The following is a 13,366-nucleotide window of genomic DNA, read 5'->3' as shown; positions in this document are numbered from 1 at the left end:
CATACATTAAAATTTCTATAATGAACACTCAAAACGCGGCGCTTATATAACATGGAAATTAAGGCAACAGTAGAGGGGATGCGTCTCTTTGATTTTTCGTTTCGATAAGCTGAGATACTGTACAAAAAGCTGACTGCTTAATATTAAAAAAGAGTCAAACGCGTTAAAAACTAACGCGACGACAATAGGTATTGGGCAAACTCGGCAAAGCCAAAACCGCCTGGTTGCTGAGTTTGAAATTGCGGTGGATATTGCATAACGGGTAAATGTTGAGCGATATTTGCCACTCCCACACTCAATGGAAAACGCGCAAACATGCTTTCGTCATTTGGCGCATCACCAACATACGCAACCTGCTGACGGCCAGCGTCTTCACTAAGACCATAACGCTCTTTCAACACTCTTTCAGCCATTGCAAACTTATCATAACCAACACGGCTAATATTAATATGAATGGAACTGACTTTCACATTGAGGCCTTGCTCTAACAGGACTTTTACACAAGCGTCTTTTTCTTCAATCGCGGCAGGTTTTACATCTTGCGCATAATCAATTGCCACATCCGTTAACCGATAGGACTGATCTCGGGCAAGGCGGAGAGATGGAAAAGCCGTTAGTGCTTGTTGAACCTTTGCCAGAATATCCGCTTGATCTGCTCTCATTTGTGCTTCATCACGCCAAAAGGTGTAATCCAACACACCGTCTGTATTTGCAATAAAACAACCGCCACCTTCCGTAATAACACCTTCAACAGGGAGTGTACGAGCGATCATGTCTGACCAACCAGCACAGCCACCCGTCACAGGGATAACCCTAATGCCTGACTCAGTTAAGCGTGTTAAAGCCGCTAGAGTTTGCTCTGGTAAACGCCCATGCCATGTTAGCGTGTCGTCCACATCTGTCAGAATAAATTGAACACCCTGACAAGCTTGAGTTGTTAAGCTCTCAAGTGATTTGATTGACATATATATCCTAAGTAACTAATTCCACTTTAACGCCAGCAGACACTAAAAGCTGCTGCCTCTGTAACGTCATTTCATCACTAAAAAAGCGGTCGATCTTAGAAAAAGGCTGAATCCGTGCCATGGCTTTACGATTCCACTTATGCTGATCTGCAACCAGAAATGCATGACGGCTTTGCTCCACCAGCACTCGACTCACTGCCGCTTCTTCTGGATCAAAATCCAAAAGTCCTTGCTCTTCATCTAAACCACCACACCCTAAAATGCCATAATCAAAATAGTATTGGCGTAATCCAGCTAAGGTTTCTTCTCCTACTAAGTCATGATGTTTATGACGTAATTTTCCAGCTAAAACACGTACTTGAGTATCTGACCGCATACCAAAAATACTCGCCACGGTGAGATTGTTAGTAAAAACTTGCAGCTTTTGATGATTCAACAAGGCCCTACTCACATACTCAACGGTCGTACCAATCCCTAAAAACAGTGAAGATCCATCAGGAATTTCCCGTGCAACGCTTTCTGCAATGGCCATTTTGGCTGCTACATTCAGAGTATGGCGATGCTCAAACGATAGGTTTTCAATACTAGAAACCGGCGAAATGCCACCATGTGTACGCCTTACTAGATTCTGCTCTGCAAGCTGATTAATATCCTTACGGATCGTTTGAGAAGATACGTCAAACTGCGCCACCATATCTTCTACTAGTAGGCTATCTACTTGCTGAACCCAGTTTAATATTTGACTCTGTCTATCGTTTAAGCTCAAACCCATTACCCTATTCGACTAAATTAACGCGGCAAATTGAGTTGGATCATCGGTAATAATGACGTCCATACCCCATTCCCAATGATTCGCCACTAGCTGTGAATCATTAGCGGTATAACACATCAGCTTATAACCTTGCGCTTTCACTGCTTGCGCCTGTTCTTTGGTTAGCGAGGCATAGTAGCAATTCAGGCTATATGCATGAATCTGCTCTAGCTGCGCTTGCCAGTCTGCTGGAATATCTTCATAAAGCTGACCAAGATGACGCTGCGGATCCAGATCAAAAACCATACGTAAAGCAGCGTGATTAAAGCTAGAAATTAAGAGCTTATCGTTATCAATCCAGTATTCTTTTAGAGCATCTAATACTGTTGGCACTATATTTTCTATATCAGCAGTATCGTGCTTTATCTCTAGATTTAATCCCATACCAAGTGATTGGATACACTCTAATGCCTCTATCAAGGTCGGGACTTTTTCCCCTTCGAACTCAGAACCAAACCACGCACCTGCATCTAATGTGCTGACGACAGCAGGATCGGCTTCTCGAGTAACGCCAGAGCCACTGGTGCAACGATCTAATGTTGCATCATGGAAAATAATCAAGCCGCCTTGAGCGATCAAATAGACATCAATTTCAACCCATTTAACCCCAGTTGCCGCAGCGGCACGAATAGAAGCCAGCGTATTCTCAGGGCCTAATAAAGAAGCACCACGGTGCCCCATTACCTTTGTTTTTAAAATGTCTTTTACTAAAGCCGTTTTTGTTTGCATAAAAGCCTCACAAACGTTGTTGGGTAACAGCATCAAACAGGTGCCAATGCTTCGTAGGCGCAATTAACCACATATAACTACCAATTTCAGGCAAATGAGGTCCAGCCAATCGTATAACCATAGGTTTGGGTTGACCGCTACCGTCTTCAAGTAAGCCGTGGATTAATGTTTCAGCGCCGAGAGACTCTACCGCTTGCACTTGCAAAGAGAAATCGGCATTTGCCTCATCACTTTGTTGTAAATGTTCTGGGCGGATGCCCCATATCACAGAGCCACGATGAGCATGAGACATAGGTAAGCGAGTCTTATCCGACAAAACAATGCCTTCTTCAGTCATCATGGCATCAAACAAATTCATCGAAGGAGAACCAATAAATTCAGCAACAAACGTCGTAGCCGGTTTATCGTATAATTCCATCGGTGTACCAATCTGCTCGGCTTTACCCTTGTTAAGCACAACAAGACGATCTGCCAATGTCATGGCTTCTACTTGGTCATGCGTTACGTAAAGAGTTGTCGTTGCTAATTTACGTTGCAACTGGCGAATTTCAACGCGCATCTGTACACGAAGTTTTGCGTCTAAGTTAGACAAAGGTTCATCGAATAAAAACACTTTCGGATCGCGTACCATGGCACGACCCATAGCCACACGTTGGCGCTGTCCTCCTGACAATTGACCAGGACGACGGTCTAACAATTCGTCTAAGCCCAACATATTAGCAACATCCGTTACTTTGGCTTGGCGCTCTTCTTTGGGCACACCACGGTTTTTAAGGCCGTATTCCATATTGGCGCGCACCGTCATATGTGGGTACAGCGCATAGTTTTGAAAAACCATCGCAATATCGCGGTCAGCAGGCTCTTTGTCGTTTACACGATTGCCTTTAATCAACAAGTCGCCTTGAGTAATTGTCTCAAGACCTGCGACCATGCGAAGCAATGTCGATTTACCACAACCTGAAGGGCCAACAAGAACGATGAACTCTCCTTCTTCTATGACTAAATCTATACTTGGTATCGCTTGGTAACCATTTGGGTAGGTTTTACCTATGTTCTTTAATACTAAATCGGTCATTGCTTACTTCTCCGCGTCAACCAAGCCTTTAACAAATAATTTTTGCATTCCTACCACAACAGCTACAGGAGGAAGCATCGCCAATAAAGTTGTTACCATCACATAATTCCACTGAATGTCGCCATCAGGAACGGATAACATACTTTTAATACTCATCACCAAAGTGTAATAAGTATCGTCTGTGGTGATGATCAGCGGCCAAAGATATTGGTTCCAACCGTAAATAAACATAATCACAAACATCGCCGCGATATTAGTACGCGACATAGGTAACAAGATGTCGAAAAAGAAACGTATCGGACCCGCGCCATCAATCCGCGCCGCCTCGACCAATTCCCCAGGAATCGACATAAAACACTGACGAAACAAAAAAGTCGCCGTGGCACTGGCGATCAAAGGCAAAATCAAACCACTGAACGAATTCAGCATGTTCAAGTTAGCAATGACCTGATACGTCGGCACAATGCGCACTTCCACCGGCAACATCAGAGTCATAAAAATCACCCAAAAGATCGCCCCACGAAAAGGAAACCGGAAGAACACAATCGCATAAGCAGAAATAATTGAAATTGCGATTTTACCAATGGTAATGCCAAGCGCCATGATCAAGGAGTTTAGCAACAGGTGCCACACTGGAATTTGCAGTGTACTGCCCGCTTCAGCAAATAACACATGCGCCCAATTCTGAACGCCGTGATCACCAAACCACAGAGGGACGCTACCGGAGTTAAACGATCCTTCTGGTTGTGTTGAACCCACTAATGCAACCCACACAGGCAAAGCAATAATCAACACACCGAACACTAAAATAAAGTGGCTAAACATTTTTAGCCAAGGGCGATTCTCTATCATTAGTATTGCACCTTACGCTCAATGAAACGGAACTGTATGACCGTCATGAGACCGACAATTGCCATCAACACAATAGACTGAGCAGCTGAACCACCACTGTCTAAACCAATAAAACCATCTTTAAATACTTTATAAACTAAGGTATTTGTACTGCCGTCTGGACCACCTTGAGTCGTGGTATCGATAACACCAAACGTATCAAAAAAGGCATACACCAAATTAACAACCAATAGGAAAAAAGTCGTAGGCGATAAGAGAGGAAAAACGATATCCCAAAAACGTCTGAAAGAGCTGGCACCGTCAATCGCCGCGGCCTCAATCAAAGAGCGTGGAATCGCTTGCAACCCAGCCAAGAAAAATAAGAAGTTATAGCTGATTTGTTTCCACGTGGCAGAAATCACCACTAGAATCATTGCTTGATCGCCATTTAGGAAATGGTTCCAATGCAGACCGATACGGTCTAAAAATAAAGCAATGGGACCAATATTAGGATCAAACAGTATCCACCAAAGCACCCCTGCAAGCGCTGGAGCCACCGCGTATGGCCAAACCAATAATGTTTGGTACACCATTTTTCCACGAATAACTCGATCAGCCATCACAGCCAACCAAAGCGCCACACCGATACCTAAAAAGGCCACTGAGAAACTAAATACCATGGTGACGAGCATGGACTTGTAATACAGAGGATCGTTAAAAAGATCGACGAAGTTTTCGAGACCAACAAACTGCTGACTCAAACCAAAAGCATCTTCACGATAAAATGCTTGAAGAATCGCTTGACCCGCTGGCCAAAGAAAGAAAATCGCCGTAATAATTAACTGTGGTAACACCAGTAAGTAGGGCAGCTTTTTTTGAGGAAAATAAACAGACATAACGTCACTCGAAGAGAAAACAAGAAATCAAAAATCCCTACCTGCACAGCAGATAGGGATAGCAACAATAAAGGCAATTAGTTATGCGCTTTTTCAAACTTACGTAACAGAACATCACCACGTTTCACAGCAGTATCTAAAGCCGCTTGAGGTGTTTCTTTACCACTCCAAACACTTTCTAACGCGCCATTAATCACATCACGAATCTGAACAAAATTACCCAAACGTAGACCACGAGAGTTTACCGTTGGTTGCGTTGCCGTCATTTGAATAACAGCCGCTTCTGTTCCTGGATGAGATTGATAGAAGCCTTCTTTCTTAGTTAGATCGTAGGCAGCGTGTGTGATTGGTAGATAACCCGTGAACTGATGCCATTCAGCTTGGATTTTCGGAGTAGATAAGAACTGAAGGAAAGCCGCAGCCGCTTTATATTGCGCTTTGTCTTTGCCTTGCAAGACCCACAAAGAAGCACCACCGATAATGGTGTTATCTGGTTGTTTAACTTCGCTTGCCCAATAAGGAAGAGATGACACACCAAAATCAAACTTGGCATTACGAGTCATACCACCATAAGCAGATGATGAGCCTGTGTACATGCCACACTGCTGGCTATAGAATTTTGGTGCGGAATCACTGCGACGACCGCCGTAGCTGAAAATACCGCTCTTCTGCCATTCACGCATTTTAGTAATGTGCATAACTTGCAATGGGCCATTAAACAAAAGTTTAGTGTCTAGGCCGGTGAAACCATCGTCATTTGACGCGAATGGTACGTTATGGCGAGCACTTAAGTTTTCAAGTTGTACCCAAGATTGCCAACCTGTCGTGAAACCACATTTCGCGCCACTAGCTAATAATTTTTTAGAAACAGTCTCAACTTCTTCCCACGTTTTTGGTGGAGCACTGATGCCTGCTTTTTTAAACATCTCTTTGTTGTAGTAGAGCACTGGAGTAGAGCTGTTAAAGGGCATAGATAGCATGTTGCCCTTCACATCTGAGTAATACCCTGTAACAGAGCTTAAGTAAGCTTTAGGATCAAAACCTGTTTTAGTGTCTTTCATGAGTTCGTAAACTGGGTAGATCGCGCCTTTCGCCGCCATCATTGTTGCCGTACCCACTTCAAACACTTGCACGATGGCAGGTTGTTTGTGCGCACGAAACGCAGCAATCGCAGAAGTCATGGTTTCGGTATAGGTCCCTTTGAAAACAGGATCTACTTCGTATTTGCTTTGGGAGTCGTTAAACTCTTTAACAATTTCATTCAACTTTTCACCATTAGCACCGCCCATGGCATGCCACCACTCAATTTGAGTTGCGGCGAAACTGGTACTAGCAACAGACATACCTAAAACGGCTGTCGCGATCATTGATTTACGCATTTTGGAGTTCCTCATATGATTATTTTAGTAGTTGAGAAAGCACTGTAGTGGCTCAATGTTTCATTTTTATGATAATTTGGTTTCAAATGAAAGAAAAAAGTACAAAAATGTACAAAAATGAAGATTAATTAAATTTCAGCGGCCTAAATGATGTCAAAACGCTTGAGATGAAAGCGATTCTTGCAAGGCGATATGATTTGACCGTAATTGCATAACGGCCTCTTGAATAACTGTTATGTCTTCTTTGTTTGCGGCTTGTTCGATGATTTTTGCACTCGCACTCATCGCAATACCCGAGACTTCAGCACTTGCTCCCTTGATACGATGAGCAACCTGAGCAACCTTGGCCCAATCTTCTATGGCGGCATAATCAATTAATTGCTGCACCAGCCCAGCACTTTCTTTAATAAACTCCTTGGCGACTAAATCCATGAGCATTTTATTATTGGCTAAACGATTTCTATAATCGATCACATCAAAAATCAGCATCCCTTTTCCCTTCGTTCGGCTACGCTTCTGGTAACCATTTTTCTAGCATACTTTGCAGCTTATCTTTCGCAATTGGTTTTGCTAAATGATCATTCATACCCGCGTCGAGACACAAATCCTTATCTCCCTTCATGGCATTCGCACTGAGCGCAACAATAGGCACATTCGATGATGTTGCTCCCTCCTGCATTTGCCTGATTGCACGAGTCGCCTCGTAGCCATCCATTATCGGCATTTGGCAATCCATAAAGATTAGATCGTAAGACGCCGCCTGCGCCTTCTCAATGGCTTCTTGGCCATTCATAGCCACATCCACATCGACACCAAACATGTTTAATAAACCACGTGCCACAATTTGGTTTGTTAAGTTATCTTCTACCACTAAAATTCTTGCTTCCATATTATCAATGCTCTTTTGTGGCTCTTCTGATGACGAGGTATTGACCGTCATCGTTGGCTCTTCCTGCGGTGGCAAGGTCATATTTGCTAACTGCTCTTCTAACCGTGAGTAAAATACCGGCTTAGCAATGAAGCTTGCATCAGAATATTCAGTTATGTCTGAGTAAGGTTTTAAGACAATAAAACGAATGTCATGTTGTCGGCACAACTGCTCTAACTGAGCGACTTCTTGCTCAGAACAATCATCCAAAACAAACTTATCCACTAAAATACCAGTCAGCGAATCTATGGGCATAGTCAACAATGACCCAAGCTTGTCATGTAAGGTATATTGAACACCAAAATGCGCCAATAATTGGCCAACATATTGTCGCCCAGTGTCATTAGAGTAAACCACAGCAACCGACACATCATAGCGAGGTCCGCTCAGCGCCTCTTTCTCACACTCAAGAGAAACATTAAACCAAAAAGAAGCACCGTTCTCTTTTTGAGCAGAAAATCCTATTTCTCCACCCATTAATTCGATCATTTCTTTACTGATCGCCAGCCCCAATCCGGTACCGCCATACTGTCGTGTTGTAGAATTATCTGCTTGCTTAAAACGCAGAAATAAACGCGCTTGTTGAGATTCTGAAATGCCGATACCTGTGTCATCAATTCGTACATGCAGTGTTTTCTGGCCTTCCTTTGAAGGGCGAAGCTCAACATACAAATTCACCTCTCCTTCTTTCGTGAACTTGATCGCATTACCTAATAAATTCACAAGAACTTGCTTCAACCTTAAGCGATCACCAATCAACACAACAGAGGGCACGTAAACCGCAGGAACATTGAAAGCAATGCCCTTTTCTTCTGCTTTCACCACGAGAAGGCGAGATATTTCTTCGATCAGTTCACGCAAATCAAATGGCATTAACTCTAATGAAATACTCCCCATCTCAATTTTAGATAAATCCAAAATGTCATTAATAATTTCCATCAAGGATTCAGCACTTTGGCGAGACAAATCAGCCAACTCAGTTTGTTCTGGACGTAACCCCGTATTTTTCAATAAAGACAAACAACCAATGACGCCATTTAATGGCGTTCTAATTTCATGACTCATATTCGCCAAGAAATCGCTTTTCGCTCTGTTGGCATCTTCCGCGGCTTCTTGTGCCTTACTGTGGGAAAATTGGGATTTTCTTAAGGACTTATTCGCCAGCGATAAATCCTTTGTGCGTTGACGAACACGGCTTTCAATTTCTGCCGTATGACTGCTCACCATCAATAAAAACCAACCCAACATAGCGGCTAAAAAGAAGCCTCCCGCTAACACAAAGCGAACATCCCAAGGCTGACGATAAAAGACCCCTTCACTCACCTGGAATAAACGCCAATGCTTAGCACCAACCTTCACATCCTTACTCACAGCGATGCCAAAATCATCGTTATTAAAGCGTGTTATTAGGGCCTCTGCTGATAAACCAGCCCCTTTACTTTTGGCAAGTATCGCAGGAGATTCTCCGCCACCGCCCATATCAACCAAATACAATTGAGTATTTTTTAAAACACCTCTATCAACAATGGCTTGCGTTAAGAAATCCAAGCTCAATGCCGCTGTAGCCACCCCTTTTAACCGATCTGAACCCTCATGAAAGAACGGTAAATAGAGCAATACCGCCATATTGCTGCGTATCAATTTAATGGGAGCTGTTGGGTAAGGTTGTTTGAATTTAATGGCCTGATCTAACGCATAACGACGATTTTTTTGCGAATAAATATCATAACCAAGCGCCGCCTCACGCCCTTTACTAGGATTCATAAACGTCACGGCGATATGCAGGTCTCGTGGTGTTGCAGGAATAAATTTTCCCTGGTCATTTTTCTCTTTGAGGTAAAATCTAAAACCAGAATAATTTTTTTGAATATCGGCTTCAAAATCGGCAACATCATCCTGATCCACCACCATATTCAAAGACACGGCATAAATAGATTGGTCACGATCTAACACACTGTCCGTATAACGCTTGAAATCTTCTGCGTTAATCTTCGAGCTTCCTCGAACAAAACCCACAATGCCATAAAGAATGTCTTCCATGTTCTCAATGCGATTGTTAAGCGACAAATCCAATATCTCAACATTCAAATTGAATTCTTTTGTTTGTTTGGCTAATTCAAAATGGCGCACACCAAACGATAAAGCCACCGTTATCAATATGACAAATAAAAGGCCCATCACTAACTGAAAAGGACGCCTAAGTTTATTTTTTGATAAGTTCGGAAATGCCACAACAAACCACGGCACCACCACTAAAATGCCAATAAGATCTCCCGTCCACCAACTTAACCACTCTCCCCATAATTGGCTTCGTTCAATAAACCCTACAAAATATAATGCGCTCACGGAAATACTGGCGCTCACCAAGGTTGACACAAGCGCCGTTAAAACAATAAAACGCAGTACTAAAGTAGAACGGTAAAAAGCAAACGGAAAAGACACATAACGCAGAACCAAAAAGCGCCCGACATAGGCTTGGAGCATAGCGGCAAACGCAATCACACAAAACAAAGGGAAATGAACAGCATGATGAAGATATGAAGAGGCAATAAAACTAAATAATATAGAACCAAAAAACACACCGAACAGCGCCCACCGATGAAATAGCAGAACACTGATTAATGCAAACCCAGAGGCAGGGAACACCACAGTGGCATACCCTGGAGGCACCACTTCTGACAAACCTAACAATCCGAAAAGAACGTATCCAATAGTGGTTAAAACGAGTATTTTTATTCCTTTTCGCATAGTGTCTCGATTCATTCTTCTGGCTGAATTAACCCAATTAAACAGACCCGGCAATGTCATTCAGCCATATTTCACATCACAGGTTCAAGTCAAAGATAAGGTTTCTATCAGTGTAGACACAATCTCTCGTTTATATATCCCTAAAACCGTTATTCAATAAAATAAAAAAAGGCTTCATACCAAATGAGACCTTTCGCCTTTTACCTCACAAGAACACAGTACTAAAAAGTACGCTTAGAGCTGGAACTGATTCACCGCTAACGTTAACTTTTCAGACAATCCATCTAATCGCTTAGCCGTCGCTACCGTATTTTTTGCGGCTTCTGAACCTTCTTCTGTATTAGCCGCAATATTCTCTATTTTATGAGCAATATCGTCACTCGCATTACTTTGCTCTAAGAGGGCATTACAAATGTAATTAATGGCTTCTTCCACCTGCTCAGTACTGCTTCTCACTTGCGACATAGAGCCACCTGCTTTTTCAGCCAGTAAGACCCCTTTTTCGACCTGCGCCACTTCCGCTCCCATACTATTGGAAACCGCCGTGGTCACTTCTTGGATTTTCGTTACAATAAACGTTATTTCTTTGGTCGATTCCGCTGTACGCTGAGCCAAATTACGAATCTCATCCGCGACAACCGAGAAGCCTCGACCTTGCTCGCCTGCTCGGGCTGCTTCAATCGCAGCATTCAACGCCAGTAAATTGGTTTGATCAGCCACGTCTCTAATGACCTGAATAATATTCGTAATATCACTAGAGCGCTGTTCCAAATCTCGGATCAATGACGACGAATCTTGCGACAGTTGAGAAATTTTGGCCATTTCATCCGTTGCCGATAACACAACATCGCCCGCTTCTGCCGATAACTTGCCAGACTGAATAGAAAAGCCCTGCGCATTTTTAGCCTGTTCTGCCACCTGACTAATACTGACAGATAGTTGCTGCACCGTGGATGCCACAGAAGAAGCCGCATCGCTTTGGCCGATAGAACTTTTAGCACTGTGTTCAGAAGCATCAAATAGCTGAGTCGCCGCGGCAGATACTTCGTTTGAGCCCTCTTGTACATGGCACAACATAGCGTGTGTTTTCTCAACAAACTCATTCATTGAACTAGCAATAGCGGCCAATTCATCACGCCCCTCTACTGGTAAACGCTGGGTTAAATCCCCCTCACCAAGCTGCTTAACAACAGTTTGAATATGGAACACCCTTTTACGCAAGTCACTCGCCACAAAGCGCTGAATCGCCACCACAAAAATACCGCCGGCTAACAATGGCGTCAGAATCAGCCAAAGAATGCTGTTCATCAGATCAGAAATCACCGTATAAGAAAGCTGTCCTTTGGCTTGATTATCGTTAATCAACTGATCAATACGATCCATCATAGGCACCAGTTGCAGCCCATAAATAGCATCTGGAATTTGCAGCGCATCTTGTGGACTATCTGGAGCTATCTTAATCGCACTGTTAAATTGCTTATCATATTCTGCCCACAATGTCGTAATCTCGCCTAACAGCGCTCTGGTTTCTTCAGGACTGATGGCTTTAACACCATCTACTGATTCGGTATCCGCCGCCTTGTCATTAGTACCTTCAAGGCTGCCTTGAGAACTGTCTTGATTCTCAGAAGACGCATCGCCTTCAGTACTGCTTTTCTCAGCCGGTAGAGTGTGTTCAATTTGCGCTAATAAGGTAATAATTTTGGCATTGGCTGCATCGAGAGCGGTTTTGGTATTCGGTAAGATAGGATCGTTTTTCGCCACCGACAACGCCGTGGCCTTAATTTCAAATAAACTCTGAGACGTCGCCACTTGACCCTGATAGTCATGAAAGCCCACTCGTAAACCAGAGAGGGTATACGCACTGAAAATACCCACTAAAATAATACTAACCGCAGTAATGGCAGAGAGTAGCCACATTTTTTTATTAATACTCAAACTTACGCCTCCGAAAAAGAAGAACATCCCACGCCCAAAGCGCGACTTCTGAATCGGTAACATTACAGTAACAATGTTAAGGAAATGTAACAGTGGCTAAGCAAGAAATGGCAAGGTTATTAACCACAACATTGAGCAAGTAAGCTTGCATTACAAGTTGATTTTTCCCATAATGGGAAAACCACAAAGAAGAAGCCGCATGAGGGTAATTAGTAAAAAGGCACCCAGAGAATTCTGGATACTAAAAGAGCATCAAGACGCCGAACAACCTTTAAAAGCGTGGCATGACGAAGCCAAACACGCAGACTGGCAAACCCCACATGATGTTAAGTCACAATACAAAAATGCCAGCATTCTAAAAAATGGCAAAGTGGTTTTTAATATCCACGGCAATAAATACCGACTAGCAGTAGAAATCGATTACACCTATTCCCTCTGCTTTGTTCTTTTTGTCGGCACTCATGAGCAATACGACAAAGTGAATATAGACTCACTTTAACTGGAGACGATGGTATGAATATTAAGCCAATTAGAAACGACGACGACCTAGTTTCTGCGGTCGCGCACATGCGTGCTCTTCGTGGTGCTCAGCCAAACACACCGGCAGGCGACGAAATGGAAATTTTAGCGGTACTCGTAGAAGCCTACGAAGAAAAGCACCATGATATTGCCCCACCAGATCCTATTGAAGCCATTAAATTTCGCATGGATCAAATGGGACTAAAAGACAAAGATTTAACCCCATTTCTTGGGCAACGCAGCCGCGTAAGTGAAGTCTTAAGCAAAAAAAGAGCGCTCAGCTTACGCATGATCCGCAGCCTAAACCAAGGCCTCAACATACCGTTGGAATCTTTAGTCAAAGACTACCCACTGGCGAAAGAAGCAGTTTAGCTCCCATTTTTATAAAGATCGCTTAAATGGATTTATCACCCGCTGATGCGGTCACCGTGAAAAGTGCGGCTTAAAACGGCAATCCAGAGCTTGAGAGGCTGTGGTTTATCACAAAAAGAGATCAGAGGGCTTTAAGCAGTAAGAAAGACAATTTTCATCTGACCCTAAATTCATA

At 43.2% G+C, this 13,366-nt stretch carries 12 protein-coding genes; 2 read left to right on the top strand and 10 right to left on the bottom strand.

From position 1 onward, the window contains the following. Positions 1 to 170: 170 nt before the first annotated feature. The 10 genes from V6259_RS01905 to V6259_RS01860 all read right to left on the bottom strand — a co-directional run bounded on the left by V6259_RS01905 (position 171) and on the right by V6259_RS01860 (position 12,300). Positions 171 to 965: an HAD-IIB family hydrolase gene (locus V6259_RS01905; protein WP_341583106.1), complete on the bottom strand. Its 795-nt coding sequence runs from the start codon at positions 963 to 965 to the stop codon at positions 171 to 173. A gap of 7 nt (positions 966 to 972) precedes the next feature. Continuing rightward, positions 973 to 1,731: a DeoR/GlpR family DNA-binding transcription regulator gene (locus tag V6259_RS01900; protein ID WP_133010877.1), complete on the bottom strand. Its 759-nt coding sequence runs from the start codon at positions 1,729 to 1,731 to the stop codon at positions 973 to 975. 18 nt (positions 1,732 to 1,749) lie between these two features. Continuing rightward, complete coding sequence (locus tag V6259_RS01895; RefSeq protein WP_341583105.1) at positions 1,750 to 2,505, bottom strand: glycerophosphoryl diester phosphodiesterase; 756 nt, start codon at positions 2,503 to 2,505, stop codon at positions 1,750 to 1,752. A gap of 7 nt (positions 2,506 to 2,512) precedes the next feature. After that, positions 2,513 to 3,580: a sn-glycerol-3-phosphate import ATP-binding protein UgpC gene (locus V6259_RS01890; protein ID WP_341583104.1), complete on the bottom strand. Its 1,068-nt coding sequence runs from the start codon at positions 3,578 to 3,580 to the stop codon at positions 2,513 to 2,515. A 3-nt stretch (positions 3,581 to 3,583) separates the two neighbouring features. Continuing rightward, positions 3,584 to 4,432: a sn-glycerol-3-phosphate ABC transporter permease UgpE gene (gene ugpE / locus V6259_RS01885; protein ID WP_341583103.1), complete on the bottom strand. Its 849-nt coding sequence runs from the start codon at positions 4,430 to 4,432 to the stop codon at positions 3,584 to 3,586. Then, entirely contained in the window at positions 4,432 to 5,307 is an 876-nt protein-coding gene (gene ugpA, locus V6259_RS01880; RefSeq protein ID WP_341583102.1) for a sn-glycerol-3-phosphate ABC transporter permease UgpA, read from the bottom strand. The genes ugpE and ugpA overlap by 1 nt, the downstream gene beginning before the upstream one ends. Before the next feature lie 77 nt (positions 5,308 to 5,384). Next, on the bottom strand, positions 5,385 to 6,686 hold the full coding sequence (gene ugpB, locus V6259_RS01875; RefSeq protein WP_341583101.1) for a sn-glycerol-3-phosphate ABC transporter substrate-binding protein UgpB: 1,302 nt from the start codon (positions 6,684 to 6,686) through the stop codon (positions 5,385 to 5,387). A gap of 153 nt (positions 6,687 to 6,839) precedes the next feature. Further along, positions 6,840 to 7,175 (bottom strand): Hpt domain-containing protein, encoded by a 336-nt coding sequence (locus V6259_RS01870; protein WP_341583100.1) that lies wholly within the window; start codon positions 7,173 to 7,175, stop codon positions 6,840 to 6,842. Positions 7,176 to 7,194: 19 nt separating this feature from the next. After that, positions 7,195 to 10,362: an ATP-binding protein gene (locus V6259_RS01865; protein ID WP_341583099.1), complete on the bottom strand. Its 3,168-nt coding sequence runs from the start codon at positions 10,360 to 10,362 to the stop codon at positions 7,195 to 7,197. A gap of 234 nt (positions 10,363 to 10,596) precedes the next feature. Further along, on the bottom strand, positions 10,597 to 12,300 hold the full coding sequence (locus tag V6259_RS01860; RefSeq protein ID WP_341583098.1) for a methyl-accepting chemotaxis protein: 1,704 nt from the start codon (positions 12,298 to 12,300) through the stop codon (positions 10,597 to 10,599). A 199-nt stretch (positions 12,301 to 12,499) separates the two neighbouring features. Here V6259_RS01860 and V6259_RS01855 point away from each other — a divergent pair, with 199 nt between their 5' ends. Together V6259_RS01855 and V6259_RS01850 are read left to right on the top strand one after the other, a co-directional pair. Then, the gene (locus V6259_RS01855) at positions 12,500 to 12,799 is read left to right on the top strand and encodes a type II toxin-antitoxin system HigB family toxin (RefSeq protein ID WP_341583097.1); all 300 of its coding nucleotides are present in this window, start codon (positions 12,500 to 12,502) and stop codon (positions 12,797 to 12,799) included. Between the two features lie 14 nt (positions 12,800 to 12,813). Continuing rightward, complete coding sequence (locus tag V6259_RS01850) at positions 12,814 to 13,191, top strand: helix-turn-helix domain-containing protein (RefSeq protein WP_341583096.1); 378 nt, start codon at positions 12,814 to 12,816, stop codon at positions 13,189 to 13,191. The last annotated feature ends 175 nt before the right edge of the window (positions 13,192 to 13,366 follow it).

This window comes from Marinomonas sp. TI.3.20 (assembly GCF_038155025.1).
Lineage (GTDB): Bacteria > Pseudomonadota > Gammaproteobacteria > Pseudomonadales > Marinomonadaceae > Marinomonas > Marinomonas flavescens.
The sequence above is the reverse complement of the archived record's forward strand: the minus strand, read 5'-3'. Positions and strand labels throughout refer to the sequence as shown.